The organism is Azoarcus sp. L1K30, from assembly GCF_018122735.1.
Taxonomy (GTDB): domain Bacteria; phylum Pseudomonadota; class Gammaproteobacteria; order Burkholderiales; family Rhodocyclaceae; genus Parazoarcus.
Genome location: NZ_JAGRRD010000001.1, coordinates 4,172,482 through 4,192,951, shown reverse-complemented (window position 1 = coordinate 4,192,951; position 20,470 = coordinate 4,172,482). Strand labels below are relative to the sequence as shown.

General features: G+C 60.5%; 14 protein-coding genes. 8 read left to right on the top strand and 6 right to left on the bottom strand.

Annotated features, from left to right (window positions below):
* Nucleotides 1-23: 23 nt before the first annotated feature.
* The 8 genes from J5J83_RS19240 to J5J83_RS19205 all read left to right on the top strand — a co-directional run bounded on the left by J5J83_RS19240 (nt 24) and on the right by J5J83_RS19205 (nt 7,925).
* The gene (locus tag J5J83_RS19240; protein ID WP_212351547.1) at nt 24-974 is read left to right on the top strand and encodes a ribose-phosphate pyrophosphokinase; all 951 of its coding nucleotides are present in this window, start codon (nt 24-26) and stop codon (nt 972-974) included.
* Nucleotides 975-1,052: 78 nt separating this feature from the next.
* Nucleotides 1,053-1,661, top strand: a complete 609-nt coding sequence (locus tag J5J83_RS19235) for a 50S ribosomal protein L25/general stress protein Ctc (RefSeq protein WP_212351546.1) — start codon at nt 1,053-1,055, stop codon at nt 1,659-1,661.
* A gap of 41 nt (nt 1,662-1,702) precedes the next feature.
* Nucleotides 1,703-2,383: an aminoacyl-tRNA hydrolase gene (gene pth / locus J5J83_RS19230; RefSeq protein WP_212351545.1), complete on the top strand. Its 681-nt coding sequence runs from the start codon at nt 1,703-1,705 to the stop codon at nt 2,381-2,383.
* The gene (gene ychF / locus J5J83_RS19225; RefSeq protein WP_212351544.1) at nt 2,380-3,474 is read left to right on the top strand and encodes a redox-regulated ATPase YchF; all 1,095 of its coding nucleotides are present in this window, start codon (nt 2,380-2,382) and stop codon (nt 3,472-3,474) included. Before pth ends, ychF begins: the two co-directional genes overlap by 4 nt.
* Before the next feature lie 279 nt (nt 3,475-3,753).
* Nucleotides 3,754-4,068 carry a cryptic plasmid protein A gene (locus J5J83_RS19220; RefSeq protein ID WP_212351543.1) on the top strand — a complete coding sequence of 105 codons (315 nt, stop codon included), beginning with the start codon at nt 3,754-3,756 and terminating at the stop codon, nt 4,066-4,068.
* A gap of 489 nt (nt 4,069-4,557) precedes the next feature.
* Nucleotides 4,558-5,643 (top strand): nucleoid-associated protein, encoded by a 1,086-nt coding sequence (locus J5J83_RS19215; RefSeq protein WP_212351542.1) that lies wholly within the window; start codon nt 4,558-4,560, stop codon nt 5,641-5,643.
* Complete coding sequence (locus tag J5J83_RS19210; RefSeq protein WP_212351541.1) at nt 5,640-6,638, top strand: RelA/SpoT domain-containing protein; 999 nt, start codon at nt 5,640-5,642, stop codon at nt 6,636-6,638. The genes J5J83_RS19215 and J5J83_RS19210 overlap by 4 nt, the downstream gene beginning before the upstream one ends.
* Nucleotides 6,639-7,076: 438 nt before the next feature.
* The gene (locus J5J83_RS19205) at nt 7,077-7,925 is read left to right on the top strand and encodes a metallophosphoesterase family protein (RefSeq protein ID WP_212351540.1); all 849 of its coding nucleotides are present in this window, start codon (nt 7,077-7,079) and stop codon (nt 7,923-7,925) included.
* Between the two features lie 22 nt (nt 7,926-7,947).
* Here the strand turns inward: J5J83_RS19205 and J5J83_RS19200 are convergent, their stop codons facing one another.
* The 6 genes from J5J83_RS19200 to J5J83_RS19170 all read right to left on the bottom strand — a co-directional run bounded on the left by J5J83_RS19200 (nt 7,948) and on the right by J5J83_RS19170 (nt 20,470).
* Complete coding sequence (locus tag J5J83_RS19200; protein ID WP_212351539.1) at nt 7,948-8,382, bottom strand: hypothetical protein; 435 nt, start codon at nt 8,380-8,382, stop codon at nt 7,948-7,950.
* A 559-nt stretch (nt 8,383-8,941) separates the two neighbouring features.
* Nucleotides 8,942-11,806 carry a DUF499 domain-containing protein gene (locus J5J83_RS19190; RefSeq protein ID WP_212351537.1) on the bottom strand — a complete coding sequence of 955 codons (2,865 nt, stop codon included), beginning with the start codon at nt 11,804-11,806 and terminating at the stop codon, nt 8,942-8,944.
* Nucleotides 11,807-11,863: 57 nt separating this feature from the next.
* Nucleotides 11,864-14,716, bottom strand: a complete 2,853-nt coding sequence (locus J5J83_RS19185; protein ID WP_212351536.1) for a DUF1156 domain-containing protein — start codon at nt 14,714-14,716, stop codon at nt 11,864-11,866.
* Nucleotides 14,717-14,718: 2 nt separating this feature from the next.
* Nucleotides 14,719-15,522, bottom strand: a complete 804-nt coding sequence (locus J5J83_RS19180; protein ID WP_212351535.1) for a retron system putative HNH endonuclease — start codon at nt 15,520-15,522, stop codon at nt 14,719-14,721.
* Nucleotides 15,519-16,943: an AAA family ATPase gene (locus J5J83_RS19175; RefSeq protein WP_212351534.1), complete on the bottom strand. Its 1,425-nt coding sequence runs from the start codon at nt 16,941-16,943 to the stop codon at nt 15,519-15,521. The genes J5J83_RS19180 and J5J83_RS19175 overlap by 4 nt, the downstream gene beginning before the upstream one ends.
* Nucleotides 16,934-20,470, bottom strand: coding sequence for a helicase-related protein (locus J5J83_RS19170; RefSeq protein WP_212351533.1), 3,537 nt, complete (start codon nt 20,468-20,470; stop codon nt 16,934-16,936). Before J5J83_RS19170 ends, J5J83_RS19175 begins: the two co-directional genes overlap by 10 nt.

The window sequence follows — 20,470 nt, the reverse complement described above, 5'->3', positions numbered from 1 at the left end:
CTATCGGCATCGGAGATTCGGTCATGCCCTACGGCAGCCTGATGGTCTTCACTGGCAACGCCAACCCCAAGCTCGCAGCAGACGTGGTTCGGCGGCTGGGCATTTCCCTCGGTTCGGCCACTGTTGGCCGCTTTTCCGACGGCGAAGTCAATGTGGAACTGCTTGAGAACGTGCGCGGCAAGGATGTCTTCATCCTGCAACCGACCTGTGCGCCGACCAACGAGAACCTGATGGAAATGCTGGTTCTGGTCGATGCACTCAAGCGCGCGTCGGCCGGCCGCATCACCGCCGCCATTCCCTACTTCGGTTATGCCCGCCAGGACCGCCGCCCGCGCTCCGCACGCGTGGCCATCACCGCCAAGGTCGTGGCCAACATGCTCCAGGCCGTTGGCGTGCAACGTCTGCTGACCATGGACCTCCATGCCGACCAGATCCAGGGCTTCTTCGACATCCCGGTAGACAACGTCTACGCGGCGCCTGTCCTGCTGGCCGATCTGGACAAGCAGAAGTACGACAACCTGATGGTCGTCTCCCCCGACGTCGGTGGCGTGGTCCGGGCACGGGCCTTCGCCAAGCGACTCGAGTGCGACCTGGCGATCATCGACAAGCGTCGTCCCAAGGCTAATGTATCCGAGGTCATGAACATCATCGGTGAGGTCGAAGGCCGCACCTGCGTGATCATGGATGACATCGTCGACACCGCCGGTACGCTGTGCAAGGCGGCCAGCGCGCTCAAGGAAAACGGTGCCACGCGCGTACTCGCATACTGTACGCACGCAGTGCTGTCCGGCACGGCGGTGTCGCGAATCAACGATTCCGAGCTCGACGAGCTGGTGGTGACGGACACCATCCCCTTGCGCGATGACGCCAAGGCCAGCAACCGCATCCGGCAAATTTCGGTCGCGTCGCTGCTGGCCGATACCATGCTGCGCATCAGCAATGCGGAGTCGGTGTCCTCACTGTTCATGGAATAACTTTCTGCCCGCAGCCTGCTGCGGGCTTTTCAACCCTGCCTGGTCGCGGGCAGGGTGATCATCAACCGGAGCTGTAAAATGCAAATCGAATTCAAGGCTGTAAAGCGTGAACTGCAGGGATCGAGTGCGAGCCGCCGCCTGCGTCGCGCCGGTCAACTGCCGGGTATCGTCTACGGTGGCGCAAGCGCTGCCCAGCCGGTGCTGCTGGACCACAACGAACTGTTCCACCTGCTCAAGAAAGAAGCCTTCCACGCTTCCGTGCTGAGCATCGATATCGAAGGCGCCAAGGAAACCGTGGTGCTGCGTGACACCCAGTGGCACGCATTCAAGCCGCAAGTGCTGCACATCGACTTCCAGCGCGTTGACGCCGGCAAGCCGATCCACCTCAAGGTGCCGCTGCATTTCGTCAATGGCGAGAACTGCCCGGCGGTCAAGCTCGGCGGCTGCATCATCTCCCACGTGCTGACCGAACTCGACGTCGAGTGCCTGCCGTCGAACCTGCCGGAATTCGTCACTGTAGACCTGTCCGCGCTCGAGACCGGCCAGTCGATCCACGTTTCCCAGCTCAGCCTGCCCGCGGGTGTCACTGCGGTTCACCATGGTGAAGGCGACCCGGTTGTGGCCAGCGCCCAGCAGACCCGCGGCAGCATCTCTGCCGAAGGTGAAGACGAAGCCGCCGCCGAGTAACTGCGGCCTGTGCCTCACCGGACAACCGGGACCGAACCACGATGACGACCGCGGCGAACCGCCCTCCCCGTCTTGTAGTCGGTCTCGGCAATCCTGGCACCGAGTATTCCGAAACCCGGCACAACGCCGGGTTTTGGTTTTGTGAGCGGCTCGCTGATCAGCTTGGCGTACGCTTCTCGCACGAATCCCGTTTTCACGGTCTGGTCGCCAATGCACGCGATGCCGGCATCATGTTGCTCATGCCACAGACCTTCATGAACCGCTCTGGGCAGGCCATCGGCGCACTGGCCCGGTTCTACCGTATCGAACCGGCCGAGATCCTGCTGGTGCACGACGAACTCGACGTTCCGCCCGGCCAGCTGCGACTGAAGTTTGGCGGCGGACTCGGCGGTCACAACGGGCTGAAGGACACCTCTGCCCATCTCAATACCAATGACTACTGGCGCCTGCGCATCGGTATCGGCCACCCAGGCGATCGCAATGAGGTGGTGAATTACGTGCTCAAGTCGGCACGGCGCGAAGAGCAGACGCTGATCGACGAGGCTGTCGACCGCGCCCTTCTCGCCTGGCCCGTTCTGGCCCGCGGCGATTGGACGGCGGCAACCCAGCGCCTGAACACCCGCCCCGCACCGCCCAAACCCCCCAAGTCACCGAAGGCCCCGAGGCCAGCTGCGGAAAGCCGCGTTGCGCCGGACAACACCAAGGACGAAACCCAGCTATGAGCCTCAAATGCGGAATCGTCGGCCTGCCCAACGTCGGCAAGTCGACCCTGTTCAACGCCCTCACCAAGGCAGGCATCGAAGCGGCCAACTATCCCTTCTGCACCATCGAGCCCAATGTCGGCATCGTCGAGGTGCCCGATCCTCGACTGCAGGCGCTGTCGGAAATCGTCAAGCCACAGAAAGTCCAGCCTGCCATCGTCGAGTTCGTCGACATTGCCGGCCTGGTCGCGGGTGCCTCCAAGGGTGAAGGCCTCGGCAACCAGTTTCTGGCCAACATCCGCGAAACCGACGCCATCGTCCACGTCGTGCGGTGCTTTTCCGACGACAACGTGATCCACGTCTCCGGCAGCGTCGACCCGATCCGTGACATCGAGGTCATCGACACCGAACTCGCGCTCGCCGACATGGCCACGGTGGATAAGGCACTCAACCGCTACAAGCGCCCCGCCGCTGCGGGAGACAAGGAAGCCAAGGCGCTGGTTTCGGTTCTGGAGAAGTGTATTGCCCAGCTCGATCAGGCAAAGCCGGTGCGCGCGCTCGACCTGGCCAAGGAAGAGCTGGCCTTGATCAAACAGTTCTGCCTGATCACGCAGAAACCCGTCCTTTACGCTGCCAACGTCGCAGAGGACGGATTCGAAAACAATCCCCAGCTCGATGCAGTACGCGCCCACGCCGCTGCTGAAGGCGCTGAAGTGGTCGCGCTGTGCGCGGCGATAGAAGCCGAAATCGCCGACCTCGACGACGCCGACAAGAAGGATTTCCTTGAGTCGATGGGCCTGGAAGAGCCGGGACTCGATCGCCTGATCCGCGCCGGATACAAGCTTCTCGGCCTGCAGACCTACTTCACCGCCGGCGTGAAAGAGGTACGCGCATGGACCATCCACGTCGGCGACACCGCCCCTCAGGCAGCCGGTGTCATTCACACCGACTTCGAACGCGGCTTCATCCGCGCCCAGACCATTTCCTTCGACGACTTCATCACTTACAAGGGTGAGTCAGCCGCCAAGGAGGCAGGCAGAATGCGCGCCGAAGGCAAGGACTACGTGGTCAAGGATGGCGACGTGCTGAACTTCCTGTTCACCCCAAAGTAAGCGGGTATGGACATTCACCCCAGAGTAGCCATTCTATGGACATGACTCTGGGTCGGAGCCTCTTAACCGAGGTTCAGCGGCAAGCAGCTACCCACGAACAAGTTGCCAAGCGAGTCACGGCAAGTTCATCAGCACAAGGGGCGAACACCCTCGCCAGCACACCGCACCAATTGATCTGAATCCGAGGCGAGGAGACTCGATTAACTTCCCCCTCGTTGATGTATCAGCACTCCCACTAATCATGGCAGGATGAGACTGTTCCTAGGGTTGGGAGTGGCCATGAAAAACTCAGAAGGCATTTTGGGAGGAGGCCCAGCAGGGCATCCTCCCCACGCCGAAGGGCAGCAGCCCGAAGGCGTGCTAGTGCAGAGTGCGAGAGACCGACGAGTTCTTGATTGGATCATCAGTCAAGTCGGCCATCAGGCGATTGAAGAAGCCTGTTGTTCGCTTGCAGGGCGCCGTCGCACCTACCCATCGAACATCGCCAAAGTGCTTGGGCTCTCACCTCCTTCGTCATTGGAGTTGACTCCGCCCGACGAAGCGTTGAGGCATATCGCCGATCTGAAGCGCTTGTTTTCGAAGTCAGAAAAGTGACGAAAATCCGATCGAGCCGCCGACAGCGCAAAGCAAGGCTCCGACCATAGCTCCCACTTCGAAGGAACACCTCGCACCACTCGATAAATGGTCGTAGGCTCAGTAACCGCGCGAAGTCGCACCGTCAAAGGATACGGAGACATCTTCGGCAAATAATCTACCTACTTCGTCGTCGCGAGAGGCAATCTGTTCCGCCTTTGCAGACGTTGGGGTGCCAAGGCGGCAATGTCTGCAAATCAACGCACTGCCGTGCCTCCCTGCCTAAGATCGATCAACGTTCACTTCGCTATTCCGCACCTGCACTCCTGAAACCAGAGAGTCCTTCGCCAAAGATTCACAGCTACTACGAGGGCTCTGAGTTGCAAACAGATTCAAGGTTATCGGTCGCTGAGTCTTCCCGGGCTCGCGCAGTCAGCCAGTAGCGCGTCTAGTATGCATTGACGCAATCCGCAAGTCATAATGCACATTCTTACAATAGATGGCGCTCATATGATCTTCGAGAACCTTAGCATCACGCGCATCATCACCCACGAGGTATTCGAGCGGGACAACGGGCGGAACATTGTACCGCCGGTTTATGGCACGAGCCTGGTGACGCTCAATCCAACAGGGATCGACGCGTTTTGCTGCCGCATCATGGATGCCATGGGGCGCGCCTCTCGGGCGCTTGAAATGGCGATCGTTGAAGCCGGTGCATCGAGCGCATGCGCGCTAGCGGACCAACTGGTCGATTTGGATGACGCCCTGTTTGTCTCGAACTCTTCTGCTGCGGCCAACAAACTGACCTCGGCACAAGGTAGGCGCGGGCTTCCAGGGGGCATTCTGGTCGTCTTTACCGGAAGTGCAGGCCACCCGTCAAAACGCATTGTCGGCTTCATCAAGGCGGAGACACACAGCGGCTTCACCCGGCAGCAAGACGCGAACGGCTCGATTTCACTTCAGTTCCTTACCAACCTGCTGCTTACACCGCAAACGAAACTCTACAAGATCGGGATTTTCGTTGAGAGCGATCCGAGTGCAGCCGAACTGGAGAACGGATGGCGCGCGTTCATCTACGATGACCAGATCAGTGCGTCCAACAAGTTGAGCGCAGCACAGTATTTCTATGAAGGCTTCCTCGGCTGTGCATTCCCGGAGACCAGCGCGAGGCGGACCCGCGAGTTTCACGATTACACGAAGGACTTCATACAGGGCGTCGACCTCCCGGAGGAACAGAAGATCGACTTGCACAACGCGTTAGTGACCTACCTGAAAGTGGATCAGAGCCCGACAGTTCAAACGTCCGTCTTTGCCCAAAGCTACTTGGACGATCCGGCATTGAGAGATGCCTACGAGCAGTTCATGGCGCAGAAGGGGTTTCCTTCAACGGCTATTCACAAGGACCTGTCAGACGTCACAACGGCCTTGCGCTACCGGAAGGTAAGCTTTTCGGACGACATTAAACTCATTGTGCCGGCCGACAAATTCGCAAGCATGATCCGAATGGAGGCCATCGAGGGCGAGGCTGACGGACACGGCGTAGTGCCAACATGGACCCGAATCACCGTTAAGGACAGAATCAGGAAGCAAGAATGACCGAGAGCGAGATTCGCACTCTCTGGGAAGCTGAGCGACCGATATATCAGGCGTGGAGCGACTACGTCCGCGATCGGCTGGTCGCGCGTTTGACTGAGCTTCTTGCGCAACAAGAGCCCCCGGGGAAGATCAGCGAGTTCCTGAAACTGCCGGTTCAGCCACGCTTGAAGGATGCGAAATCACTCGTTGACAAGGCGCTCTTCCGCGATAAGAAGTATGGCGATCCATACGCTGAAATTACTGACAAAGCGGGCATGCGCTTTGTAGTGCTTCTGTCGAGCCACATACGCCTCGTCGAGCAGGCGATTCTGGACGACCAAGATTGGGAAGGGTCCAAAGATCGCGATTACGAGGAAGAGCGTCGAGCGCGCCCGTTGGAGTTTTCTTACCAGTCCCTACACTACGTGGTGCGCGCGTCACGAGACATAAGGCTCGGGGCGGTGACGGTTCTGAAGGGCACGGCTTGCGAACTGCAAATTCGCACACTGTTGCAGCACGCGCATAGTGAGCTGACACACGATACCATCTACAAACCGAAGAAGGCCGCATCCCCGGAAGTCAATCGTGCCGTTGCAAAAAGCATGGCGCTGATCGAGGCGGCGGATGATTTCTTCGAACTGGTGATGCGTGATCTTCAATCGGCCTCGAAGCCCGTCCGGGACGCGATTGATGCGCTGAGCCGGGCCTACGTGCGCCACATCGGCATACGTCCCGAAACAGAGAAGTCGAACGTAGTAGTTCTGGATGCATTTGCGGAACAAATGCCGGCCGATCTGACAGGGCAGATCGAAAGTCTCATTTTGTCTAAAGGCTACATCTCAGAGCGCATTCGATCTCGCTTCGATACGCACCATCTTTTCCGGCAGCCCGTTATCCTCTTCGCGTATCTCATGGCAGTTTCGAGGCCGGCCGAGGTCAAGGATATATGGCCGCTGACAACCGCAGAGCTGAAACTCGTTTTCCTCGATCTGGGTATTAGTTACGACAACTTGTGATCTGCGGGGGTCGCAGTGCCCGCTGCGTTCGGAGACGGTTTGCCAGAATATGGCCGCTTGCGTGCTAAACAGCCGTCATCTCGACACCCGAACAACAGCAACAGGTCTGAAGCAGGAGTTGGCCGGATAGCGAAGTTGTCGTTTAAGGCCCACTGGCCCTGAGGGCCAGCTGATTGCCACATTGCCAACCGAATCGGACCGCAGGCTCAAGGCCTCCTTTGGCCGAGCACCACGCGTTCAAGCTAAAACACCTGCCTCCTTGCAGTCAATGCGCCGACTTCGGCTTCGCTGATGGCATTGCGTGGATCATCGTAGATGCCGCTAGTACAATGAATCGCCGATCCACCGTTTGTTGATTCTGAACGGCGTGCATCTATTGTGGGCACCAGAGCTGGTGCTCACTTGCCGTAAGCTGCCCGGCAGCTGGGAACCCTTCAAATGATCCTCATCCTGGGCGACAACCACGGCCGCTTCGATCACATTCCGCCGGCCATTGCGGCCGAGCGTGCCCGAGGCTGCCGCGTCGACGCGGTGATCTTCCTTGGCGACATCGAGGCACAGCACGATTTCGAGCAGGAAGTAGCGCCCATCGAAGCTCTTGGTGTCGCGGTGCACTGGATCGTTGGAAACCACGACACCGATAGCGAGGACAACTGGCGACATCTGCAGAACTCGCAGCACCGCCGGATCGATGGCCGTGTTGTCGAGGTTTGCGGTATTCGCGTGGCAGGCTTGGGCGGCATCTTTCGTGGTGCCATCTGGTTTCCGGCGGATAGCAAGAGCGTCTCGGCTGAAGAACTGCACTTCCGAAACTACGAAGGATTCGCCCGCGACCTGCATGCCCGGCCGGGTGTGCAACGCCGGCTGTCAAAAATGGATCGGATCAGGCTTGAGTCCGTCCCGGATAGGGTCTCGGCCATGGTCAACACGACAAAGAGCGGGCAACTGCGCAAACATGCCAGTTCGATCTTCCCCGATACCTTACAGAGCCTTGCCACGCAGCGCGCCGACATCCTCGTGACGCACGAGGCGCCGGGTTGCCACCCGCACGGATTCGATGAACTCACGCGGCTAGCGCAGTCGCTGGGCGTAAGAGCGAGTTTTCACGGCCACCATCACGACAATCTCGACTACAGCAGCACGTTCGACGGCTTGGGCTTCCGGCCTCACGGCGTCGGACTCCGCGGCATCACGGCCTTTGAGCCGGAGACCGGCGAGGTCCGCGTCGTGGTGCCGGGAGAACTTGATGAATCGAGGCGGTCTAGGCGGGTCCGGAATGGCGCCTGACGATCGTGTCGGAGAGTGACTATCAGCCCTCGAAGTTGCTCTGCTCTTCCTTCAGGAAGACCGGCGATCCTCTGCTAAGCACCTGTCCAGTCGCCGAGCCCGCTGCCAGAATCACCTCACCAGATTCCAGCTTCACTGCGATTTGGTCACTTGCCGCGCCGACATAAGCCTCAATGACTTGCTCCAGGCGACGCTGTCCCTCGAGACCGAGAACGCACGCAAGAAGAGTGCTTTTCTTGAGCCCGTACAATTCCGGGATGCGGTGCGCCTCCGAGAGATCGGCGGCGATGAAGCGTTGAGGGGGCCTATCAGGCCCGTCCACAACGCACTCCTCCACGATGAAGAACATCTCCACGGAGAGCTCGGCCTGTACCCAATAGCGACTTCCACGGCGCGTCGAGGCGGGGACGCGTTGATCGTGGATGTCGGTTCTCAAAAGAAGCTTTTGACTCTGCATTGCAGAACACAAAATTTTGTGTGGAGTTCGGGAATGATGCCATACAGACTCGCGCGATGGAACGCGGGCGGCTATGGATCTCCTAGAAGCATTGGGCAGAGTGGTTCGCAGAGAGCGTGCGCGACGAGGGCTGACACAAGAGAAGCTTGCCGAGCTGTCCGATCTCCACACCAATCTCATCAGTCTCATAGAACGGGGTAAAAGTGCCCCGGCTATCGACACGCTTGAAGCTATCGCTAGGGCGCTCGGTCGGCGCCCTTCTCAGATAGTCCGTGCTGCGGAGCGAGAAATGCCGTGGACTGCAGGCGAGCAGGCGCGATCTTCCGAGTAACCGCGCAAGCAACGGTCTGAGCTTCATCGCGTGTAAGCTGATATCGACGATTCGCTTTCGCCATATCTCCAAAGAATAGAACCGCAGGATCGTGGACCTCTCTCGAGAACGAGCACCGAGGCCCACGACTCTTTTAGTTCAGAACGCGGAAATCGAAGGATTTTCGGCAACGCGCTTTATGTCTGCGTTGCACAAAACTCCTTACGCGTTTCTCAAAGCGACAACCGACTATTCCCCACCTTCAAATTCCGCGTTCCTGAACCGAAGCACATTGCAGTTCTCTTTAACCGCCCGCTGCAGACCATCATCAAACCCGATGGGCGACTCTGCCTGAATCTCGACAGCAATCTTCACCCTCACACCCGGGCGTAGCGTGAACTGCTGAACCACCTCATCCACCAGATCGGCGAACTGCTTTTTCGCCAGGATCGGATCGAGGTCGATGCTGCCGTAGAACTGCTTCTTGACCGCTGGAGCGGCGGCAGTCGACGTCCCCGTCGGATAGCTGCCACTCGCCGAGTCGCTCGCATAGGTAGCCGTAGTCCCACCAACGCGGGTGCCCGTACCGCTTGAACCACCCTGAGCCTCTGCAATCGTCGGTTTCGGCCGGGCGGCCTCCTCGGCAGCCCGCTCGACCTCAAGGTAGGCAGCAGCGGCCACCGGCTCAATCAGCAACAAGGAACTGTCCATGAACAGCGAGGCACGCTTGCCATAGCTGAAGCCGAGGTAACGATCGCCGTCCTTACCCTGTGCAAAGCCAAAGAAGTCGCGGCTCTCCGCCCCTGCAGCCATCGTGCGTTGGAACACCGTATCGTCGGTCAGGCGCGGCAGGTAGAGTTGTTGGCAGCTTTGTTGCCAGACGTTCAGCGCACCAGCTTCTCGAACGCCATCCTTCCAGAACCAGTCCTTCAGCACTTTCGCCAGGTGGATGGGCGCCCACTCGGTAATGAGCAGCTCATTGTCCTTGAGTACCCGCTCCATCTCCTGCGACCAATTGGGTGCGCCCGAGTTGAGCGGGAAATGCTCCCACATCAGCTCCGACAATCCCTTACCGGGGCGCGCCTCCTGCACCGGGGCCAGCAACCACTTGTAGGTCTCCCGGATCATGCGCTTCACCGTCTCGTCTGCCTGCGACAAGGTCTCTTGCGCCTGCGTCGCCATCAGGTTGTCGAGAACGATCCGATTGTCCTTGTAGTCATTAACGATGCTGCGCCACGCCAGATACGAGCGAACGTGGTCCTTCAAGCGGCTCACGCTGTCGTAGTCCGCCGCCACGAAGATCAGTCGGTTCTGTTTGAAACGGGGCTGATCGCCACGCTTCTTGAGTATCTCGTTCGCACGATCGAGCGCCAGACTCTGCCCGCTCCGGGTGAAGGCTGCATCGGGCGGCAGCACCACCAGACGCAGCGCCCAGTCGTCGGGAACATCGCTGCTGCCGGTGAAGATGTGAATGCCACCGAATACGCCGCTGGCAAAGCTGCGTTGCACGCGATCCCGGATCATCGGGAAGACGTCTTCCTTGTCCTGGAAGCGCCGTTTGCGCTCTTCCATCTCGCGGCGCAAATTGGGTCGGGTATCCAGCCAGAAGCGGTTGTTCGCGTGGCTCAGATAGTGCAGCCGGTCATTCAGGCGGCGCAGCGCGTCCTTGAACAGGCTCACCTGCTGGCCTGGCTGTGCCACCCCCAGAAGCACGCGTTCCAGCTCCAGCCCGCGCACCAGTTGATTGGAGGTAGACGGCGCGCTCCCCAGGAAAATCGCTCTAGCCGCACGGCGGCAGGCCTGGACGGCGCCGAATCGGGTGTCCTTGCTTTCGATCTCCCAGGTTTCCGAACGCTCGCCATCCACATCACGCTCGATCACCGGATCCCAACCCTGCGGAAGGTAGTAGATCGACTCGTTGCGGGTGTCGGCATCCATCAGCGGCAAGCTACCCGGCATGATCAGCGGATCATTGTTCCCGTCGCGCCACAGGCGGTGAATGACCTTCGCCATCAGCTTCAGGACGCCTCTGGTGCGCTGGAAGTTGTCCAACGTCGACCAGTCTTCGTACAAACGGTCGAACACCTCGGGGTGGATCGGGTAGGCGTGAATCAAGCGCTCGAGGTATTTGCTGTCCTGCGTCTCCTGCGGGAAGTCGTCACGGTTTGCGATGTAGTAGTCGGCAAACGCGCGGCAGACCGACTCCATCGCCAGCTTGTCGTTGATGTTCGAGAACAGGCGCCGGCGCACGATCTCGAACGCTTCTTCGGTCGCCACCGGCTTCCACAGGGCCTGCACCCGACCGAAGTAATGCTCCAGCGCGCGCAGAGCTTTCACACCTTGCTGGCTACCCGCTTCGCGGTCGGAAAACGGTAGCGAAGCCAGCAGCACAGCCGTTGGCACTGCCTTAAGCGCCTCGGTGAGCGACTGCACAAAAGAGAGTTGCGTGTCGTAGGTGCCCCCCGAGAGCGTTTTGCCCTCCTCGAACTGCGACACGTAGCGCACCAATTCGTCCATCAGGATGACGCAAGGTGCAGTGGACGCCAGCAGGTCCGCCAGATCCTTCTTGCCCGGGGCCGTACCCGTCTGGTCAGCTTCCTTCACGCGCTCGTAAGCAGCCTCCCCGCCCAGCTGCCAAGCCAGCTCACCCCACAAAGTTCGTACCGTGCAGCCAGCGTGAATGCGCGGTTTGCTCGCCATGCCCAGCAGCTCCACCCCATCGAGCACGGCGATACGGGCCTTGGGCAATTCGGTAACGCCGGCAAGGTCGAGGATGGGCGCAATGCCCTGCAGATCGCTCGCGGGCGTCGTCCCCTTGGCCAGGTGATACACCGCGAGCATGGTGTGCGTCTTGCCACCACCGAAGGCGGTCTGCAGTTGGATGACCGGGTCGCCCCCCTTCCCTGCGAGCCGTTTCACCACCGAGTCCAGCAACAAACGCATGCCCTCGGTAATGAAGGTCCGCTGGAAGAAGAGCACCGGATCCTGGTACTCCTCGGTTGCCGATCCCGCATGCACGCGCGACAGATCGGCAGCGAACTCGGCCTGGACGAAGTTGCCCGAGCGGACGTCGGAATGCGGTTCGGCGATCTCACGCCATGGTTTCAGACTCATCTCTCTTCTCCCTTAGGCCCGGGCGCTCATCACTGCACAGCACCGGACCAACGACATTCAAATATCCAGGCTTCCCTGCGATCCCACCACCCCGGTCTCGCTCGCCCCGCGCTCCACGCCGCTCCAGGCGGTGATCAACTCGTTGTAGGCGCGAGCGTCTTCGGCCCAGCCTTTGCGCTCGCATAGGGTGTAGAGGCGGTAGGCGAGCGCGCGGATGGGTTCGGCGCGGGCAGGCATCCGGGCGAGCAGCGCGCCGGCAGCGGTTTCGCCGTCCTGGTTCAGCGCGCGGATCATCTGGTGCAGCGCTTCCCACACCGGCACACGGGTATCGGTCTCCGGGTTCCAGTCGCGCGGCATCTCGGCCCATCTCAACAGGCGCAGGTCACCCTTGCCGGATTCGACCACGCCGGCGTCTGTCAGGCCGGTCACGCTGGTGCCCTTGGCGCGGGCGAGCACGTCCGCTTCGCCAAACTTGCCGGTGGCCCAGCCCTGGGTCTCGAACCAGTGCAGGCAGAACTGGGTATCGTGGTCGAAGTCGTCCTCGGCGAGGAAGCGGTTGATGAGCTGCAGCGCGGTGCGCACGCTCATCGGCTTGCCGTCGGCTTCCAGCACCGCCGCGTATTGGCTGAAAATCGCCATGCCGGGGCCGATGATGGCCTGCGACAGGTCGACCGGCGCCACCGGGCTGTTGATGCCGCCGCGAGTCATGTCCATCAGCGCCTCGGGCAGCACGGCGTTGAGTTCGCGGATGAACTCGCGGCGGCTGATGGTGGCGGCGTCGGCGTCGCGCTTGCGGCAGACTAAGACGATGCTAGATGCTAACGAATTGACGTTCGCTTTCAGAGCCGCTGACTGCTCAGTACGCATTGGCCAAGTACCAGATATGGAGAATCCAGCACGTACCACAGCCTCTAGGAAGGTTTCCCATCCCGTACTATGAGTTCCTAGATTGCTCTCTGTCTCAGATTGCTTGAACGCGTAGTAGATGGTGACTGGGACCGCAGGATGCGCTGATTCGACTAGTCGCTGAATGGCGACTGTCATTCCATCTAGGAAGAATGCCTCAGCCTCTTCGCGTGATCCGTGCCGATAGGCAGCTGCTACAAGTTCTTCCGCCTTTGGAACTGCTAGAGTCGCGTAAAGCTCGGGCAAGACTGGCTTCAGACACCGCCTAAGCCAAACGTAGAAAAAATCTGAAAGATCCGCATACGCAACGTTGTCATAATAGGGGGGGTCTGTACTAATTACCTTCAGCCCCTCGAACGGTTGCTCAGACTGTGCAGCGGCTTGCTTCACAAAGCCCTTCGCGCCGGAACCTAGCTCTTGCAATACCTTTGCACAGTCATTTATCGCTCCATCCCAATCACCACCGGCACCTGCGAACGGGTTCACCTCTGGAAAATCCCACACCATTGGTATTGACTGGCGGCCAAACGCGCGGCCAGACTTCCCCTCTTTCGCACGCCAGATTCCCATCGTGCAATGGTAAGAGGTGAGCTTTGAAACCGTTTCCCCCAGGTAAACGCCGACTGCATCGGCATAGGTTTCATCACCAGCTCGATCTTGCCCTACGCTCAATTGCCTTTTGCACAGCGCAACTGCTTCTGGAACTAGATCGGCTAGGCAGTTAAGCATCGTCAACTGCCTATTGGTAAAAAGATCGCCCCATTCTTGGAGTCCATAAGGCACACAAGTACCACCGGTAAGCCGCGCAGGGACATAGCCTTTTGGGCGCCAACATTCGCTATCGCCAATAGCTAGTCTTTCTTGCTCTGAATTTGGTGAGAAATAGACGCGGTTACGGCCTGCTTCCGCGACGACGCCAAGTAGCTTTATGCCAATGCGGCCCGCTTGACCTTCAGCCTTAATATAATCACCACTGATTGGAGCACCCGAAAGCAAACACGTAAAGTTTGCTCCACGGCCTGCCGCCTTCGACCCGTTTTTTGCGCTTTCAGGCGGTGTTCCGACCTTCACAAAAAGGCGATAGCTGTCGCCTTCCACGACAGGTTCAACATACGCTTCTTTGCCGGCCCTGCTCGACAGCACGAAGGTGGAAGCCAGTGGGACCTCGGCATGGCTGAAGGCGGGATTGGGGCTCTTCACCGTACGCGCCCATAGCCAGGCGATCACGGTAAGCTGCTGCCCGAGCAGCGGCTTCAGGTCCGGGCGCTCGGCGACCATTTCGGCGGTGACTTCGATCTTCGGGTACAGGTGGCCGATGCGCTTTTCCGCCTCCGCCCGCATCCAGGCGCCGTAGCGGCGCACGTCTTCGGCCAGCCCCTTGGCGCCGGACCAGTCCTCGGCCAGCTTGCCCTGCTTGTCGCCGGGGATGCGCGGCCCCACCGGCGCACGGCCGGCAAAGCGCGGCGGAATCTCGATCATCGCCTTGTTGATGGTCACCGCCACGGGGTTGAGGTCGCTGGCGTAGCTCTCCAGCCCCAGGCGCTGGGCCTCCAGCGGCAACGCGCCCCCGCCCGCGAAGGGGTCGTGGAAGGCGGGCAGCTTCTCCGGATTGAAGAGCTCGGCCGCCTGCGGGTGGCCCTTGTTCAGCGCGCAGGTCTCGCGCCAGCTCTTCCAGATCTCCTCGCGGGCGCGGGCGAGCACGTCCTCGTTGTTGGTGTTCTCCCACTGCACCAGGTCTTCGATGATCTTGAACAGGCGCTCGCGCTCGATGGCGGCCTTTTCCTTGTTCACCCCGCGCCCCAGGTGGCGCTCGTAGCCGGGGTCATTGACCATCTGCGCAAAGATCACCGCCCGCGCCGCCGCCAGTGGCCGGCGCGCCCACCACAGGTGCAGTGTGCTGGGGTGGCCGTGGCGGATCGACTTCTCACGCGCCGCGGCGACGTTGATGGCGTCGAGCGGGAGGGCGACTTCGATGAGTTTCTTGGGGGTCTTGATGGGGGTCATGGTCAACCTTGGAATCCCGTGTCGGTCAGGTACTGCTCGGCAACAGCTCCCAGACAAAGGCGAATGGTGGTGAAGAAGCCCGGCCAGGCCTGACGAAAGTAGCGCTCGGCAAGCGTGCGCAAGGCCTGATCTGCTGGAACTCTCTGTTCCCGCAGCTGCTTCTTGTTGCGCTCGATGTTCCAGAGAATCCGCAGGCGCGCCTCGCACAAACGGGCGCAGTTCAGATTGAGCATGTCGATGGTGTGCTGCACCAGTTCCTGCGTACCTCGGTGCTTGTTCCCCGGGAACGCGATGCCGGCACAAGCCTGTTCATCGGGCAGTAGCCGACCGGTGCTCTTTTCCAGAAAGAACAGGCTGGGAAATGCAGGCAGATCGAGCGGATCAATGATCCAGCCCTCACAGTGTTCTGCAAGCCTCTGGGTCTGGATCATCTGATCCTTGTGCGCATCACAGCTGAGGTTCTCGGGCAGTGGTTCCAGCGCATGGGGCGGTTGCTGATGACGCTGGGAGCCTCCCATGCAGACAGCAAGCATGTTCTGCCAGTCAAGCGCCCAGTTATGCGCTGTCGAGGTGTCCGATTTGGGGTGGAAATGCTCGACCCGGCACTTGAGCGGATCAATGTCATGCAGACCAATCTCACAGAAACCACATAGGCCGCCCTGCCCATTGAGCAACTGCAGCCGGACAGCTTCATAAGCCACACGACCCACTGCGTCGGCCCGCATCTGCTCCCAAGTACCTACCGGATTGTCCGCACGATACCCCGTCAGGTCAGCTGGCTCATCAAGCCCGATAACGCGCTTCACTCCCCCAGCTCCCACTTGCGATTTTCTATCTGCAGGTCAGCATCCAGCAGGGCCGGCTCCTGTCCCTGATAGCGCTCATCCAGCTTCCGGCGCAGTTCCTGCGCACGCGGGCTGTTCCACTGGTCTCTATCAACCAGTGCGAGGTACTCCCTCAACTCCTGAGCTGCCTGATTAGCGGGAGGGCGGACATCCTCAAGGCCAAGCACCTGCCTGAGCATCCGTCCCGGTTCAGCACCTTCAGTACCGGGCGGTGCGGAATAGACTTTGTCATCCCTCAGAATGCGGATGCACTCGGAGGGCACTGTGGTCAGCACCTGCGGGCTGTGGGTGGTGACGATGAACTGGGTAAGCGGGAAAGTGCGCATCAGGTCGTCCAGCACCCGCTGCTGCCAGCTTGGGTGCAGGTGCAGGTCGATTTCGTCGACCAGCATGATGGCCGGTGCGCCCATGGCAAGCGCCGACTGGAATGGATTGACTGAATCTTGATAGCCAGACTCGACCAGCAGGTGATCGGAATCGCCCAGCAGATCAAGAAAATGGCGCTGAAAATCGACGCTCCCATACTGAAGCTGCGGATTGGCAATGGCCAGCCGCCGGGCAAAGTCCATCGCCAAGGCCAGCATGCTCTGATAGCCCTGACTGAGCTGACTCACCATGAGGTACGCGCCATCTGACTTACGTTCCAGCAGGAACTTGTGGTCGCGGTTGAAGTGCGGATTCGAGTAAGTGCCGCCAAGCAGTTCTTCAATCGCTATTCGAACCGCGACAAGCGTGGGCGATTCGGCAAAATCCTCATCAACCACGCCCTTGTTTTCCCGGAGTTCAGCAGCCTCCTCCTGGTCGAACCAGGCCAGCATTTCACGGAAGTCGCTCATGGAATCCAGCGCGCCAATCAGCGCAGCGGCCGGGTAGCCGTAGTTCTGCTTGGCTGCGCGAAGACGTATAGGCACCCCGATATTGCCGCGCCGGTCACCGTAGTACGCGATGACAGGTGTCAATCTGGGGTGTTCGGTGGTGTAACTTTCCGCAATACCCTGAAGGCAGTGCTTGAGCTCAGTCTGACCAATGGTCTGCTCAGGCTTCTTGCCTTTTGTCGAGGCGCGCCAGACGTCCCAGGCCAGACCATCAAAGGTTTTCACTTGCAGTTGGGTGATGTCGGCCATGCCCCAGCGTGCCTTTCCGCCGAATTGTGGCCACTCCACAACGCGGAAATCTCTGTCCTGAATGCCACGCCCGCTCAGCCTTTGGTTTGCGGAGGACAGGTTAGTCAGAACGGGCGAAAGGGCACTGGCGATGGCATCGAGTACCGCAGTCTTCCCCGCACCGTTTGCGCCAACGAGCACTGTGAGGCGTGGGTGCAGATCCAACTGAAGATGCTCAAAGCACCGGAAGTTGCTCAGCGTGATTTTGCTCAGGCGCATGGGGCCGTACTCCTGCCAAGCAGTTCGTTGAGATCCAGATTGATGCTGGTGACAGCCCAATCCGGCTCTTGGGTAAAGGGGCGTCGAATGTAATGGGGACCGTCAACTTTGTCGCCCTCAATCAACACGACCGCCAGGATGAACTTGTCCGCCTGATTCAACCCATAGAGGATCTCGTTGCGGGTGACCGTGATGGTGGTGGCGCCCTTGACCCGCCCCTTGACCTCGATGTGGCGCGAGGGCGGGATGCGGCCATCGATGGGCTTCGGGATGCTGGTCACGTCCCAGCCACACTTCTGCGCTGAGACATCGATCACATCGTGGCCGAGCGCACGCTCGGCCTCCATGACGGCTTGCATGGCGATGCGCTCAATACGGGCACGGGCTTCGGCGTCGGCAGACCAACCACCAAGCTCCTGCGACACGCCCTTACGCTGCATCAGAAGGCCAGCAGGAATCACCAGTGCGCCGCCCAGCACGACGGGCGTGGCGGAAACAACGTGGCGCATCGCCAGCAATTCCTTTTCGCGCGAGGCGCGGCGGGCGGTGAGATCGTCGATGGTGCGGCGCACGTTCTCCAGTGTCAGCCGCACATCCTTACCGGCTGCGAGGTCGTCCTGCAGCTTGATGTAGCGGTCTGACCAGAAGTTGATCTCCTTCACCAGCCGTTCGTGGACTGCGCCCAAGGTCTTGTCGACCGCTTTTTCGCGGCGCTGGCGCACCTCATCGAAGTGAGCCGGCACCAGTTCGCGCGAGGCATGGGCCAAGGCGAGCTGCTCGAGATCCTGCGCAATCCAGGGTGCTGCGAGCACGTCCGGGATCAGGGCCATATCGGCCGATGGAATGGGTTCCAGATCGAGGTGCGGCGCCCAGCCTGCGTTGATCGCCTGGCCATGCGGGTCGATCTCGACAAACTGCATCCGACGCGAGGCGATACGGTTCGGATCGGCGCCCTCCTTCACCGCGTGATCCACGATGAACAGCACCTTGGGCGTGACGCCGAGATCGCTCGGGTCGACAAGCACAGCGCCCTGCTTGAGCTTGTTGCGATGCGCTTCAAGCACGAGGTCAGTCACCGACTGCATCAGGGGATGGCCGGGGTGAATGAGGCTGGCCATCGGCGCGCCAACGCGGTCGGCGAGGCGTACGTACTGCTTCTCGAAGCACACGCGCTCGTAGCGGCGCAGTACCGGGTCGGTGTTGCGACGGTCACGTCCGGTGATGCGGCGATCGCGTTCACGGATGAGCGCGGGGACGTTGGTGATCTCGAAGCGGCCGAGCTCGCGTGGCCGCAACTCGCCACCCAGTTGCTGGAAGGCCTGGTTGAAGAAAGCGCGGATAAAGAAGGGCTGCAGCTTGCGGGCCTCGGCCTTCTCCATCTCCTCCTTCACCGCGAAGAGGCGCTTCTCGTCCATCACCTCTTCGCACAACGCATTACGCTTGATGATGGTTTCGAGGTGCTGCGTATCGAGGGCGCCTTCGATCTTGATCAGCAGGCGCGCACGCACTGCGGGATCGGCGCCGTATCGGATAGCCTCGATCAGCAGATCCTTGAGGCTGGCGTCCTCGAACACTTCCCCCAGGATGTCGAACACCCGGCCACCAAGGGCCTCGCGCTCCACCTCAAGCTTTTCGAACAGGCGCTGGAAGACATCGCCCTCGCGGGTCTCCGCGGCGACCAGGTTCCACAGGTGGCAGACCTCAGTCTGGCCGATACGGTGAATGCGGCCGAAGCGCTGCTCCAGGCGATTAGGGTTCCAGGGCAGGTCGTAATTGACCATCAGGTTTGCGTTCTGCAGGTTCACGCCTTCACCCGCGGCATCCGTGGCCAGCAGCACGCGCACCTTCGGATCGTTGCGGAAAAGCTCCTGCACCTTACGGCGCTCCTCGCGCTTGACCCCACCGTGGATCATCACCACGGCTTCCTCGCTGCCGATGAGCCCGCGGATCTTCACCGCCAGGTAGTTGAGCGTGTCGCGATGCTCGGTGAAGAGGATAAGCTTGCGCTGATGCCCATCGGCATCATGCATTTCGGGCGTGTCCTGCAGCAGGCGGGAGAGCTCGTCCCACTTGCGATCCTGGCCGGAATGCACGACCTGGCGGGCCTGTTCCTCCAGACCTTCGAGGATGATGATCTCGGCCTCCAGCTCCTGGATGGTCTGTGCCGCGGTTGCTTGGTCGACAACCGATTCCTCGAAGTGCTCGTAATCCTCGGGCGACAGGGCGTCGGCCGACTCCCACACATCCTCGGGCAGGCCGTTGGTGCTGTTGAGCGTTTCGGCCAGGGACTGGCCCCTCTGCCGAAGCTTTTCCTCTTCGACCCGGCGCTTGAGCTTGTTGCGCCGGCGCTTGAGCGACTGGTAGATCGCTTCGGGGCTGGAGGCCAGCCGGCGTTGGAGTGAGGTGAGCGCAAACCCCACCGTGCCCTTGCGACCGCCGTCGGCCAGCTTGTCGGCGAGATTGAATTGCTCCTTCACATAGTCGGTGACCGAACCGTACAAATTGGCTTCGAGTTCGGAGAGCTTGTAGTTGACCGTATAAGCGCGGCGCTCAGGAAAGAGCGGCGTACCGTCGAACTTGAGCAGGTCTTCCTTGACCATGCGTCGCATCAGGTCCGTGACGTCAACCTTGTGCGCTCCGTCTCGGAACTTGCCATAAAATCGATCGGCGTCGAGCAGCGACAGGAAGAGCTGGAAGTCCTCCTCCTTACCGTTGTGCGGCGTCGCCGTCATCAGCAGGAAGTGGCGGGTGATCGACCCCAGCAGCTCCCCCAGCTGAAAGCGCTTGGTCTTGTTGATCTTGTTTCCGAAGTAGTTAGCCGAGAGCTTGTGCGCTTCGTCGACCACCACCAAATCCCAGTGGGACAGGCGCAACTTTTCCTGCAGGTCTTCTGCACGAGCCAGCTGATCGACCCGGGCGACCAGCAGATCGATGTCGTCAAAGGGGTTGCCGCTACGCGACTGCTCAACCTGCTCGCGCGAGAACAGCGAGAACGACAGGCCGAACTTCTCGAACATTTCGTCCTGCCACTGCTCGACCAGGCTACCGGGCGCAACGATCAACACCCGCTTGGCGTCGGCGCGCATCAGCAACTCGCGGATGAAGAGACCCGCCATGATGGTCTTGCCCGCGCCGGGGTCGTCGGCCAGCACGTAGCGCAGCGGCTGCCGCGGCAGCATGGACTCGTAGACCGCGGTGATCTGGTGCGGCAGCGGTTCGACGTTGGAGGTGTGCACCGCCATCATCGGGTCGAACAGGTGCGCGAGATCGATCCGCCAGGCCTCCGCCGCGAGCTTGAAGTCTTCACCGGGCGCATCGAACGCCCAAGGCCGACCGGCTTCGGCCAGCGACAAGTTGGCCTCGTCGGAGCGGAAGAGCATGCGCTCGCGGACCTCACCATCCGGCGTCTTGTAGTAAACCGTGAGCGCGTTGTCCCCGACCGGTTCGGTGGTAACGATGCGGACTACCTGCCCGGGCTCCAGGCCGGCAACTGCGGCGTTCTTCTTGATGTCTTCGAGTTTGAGCAC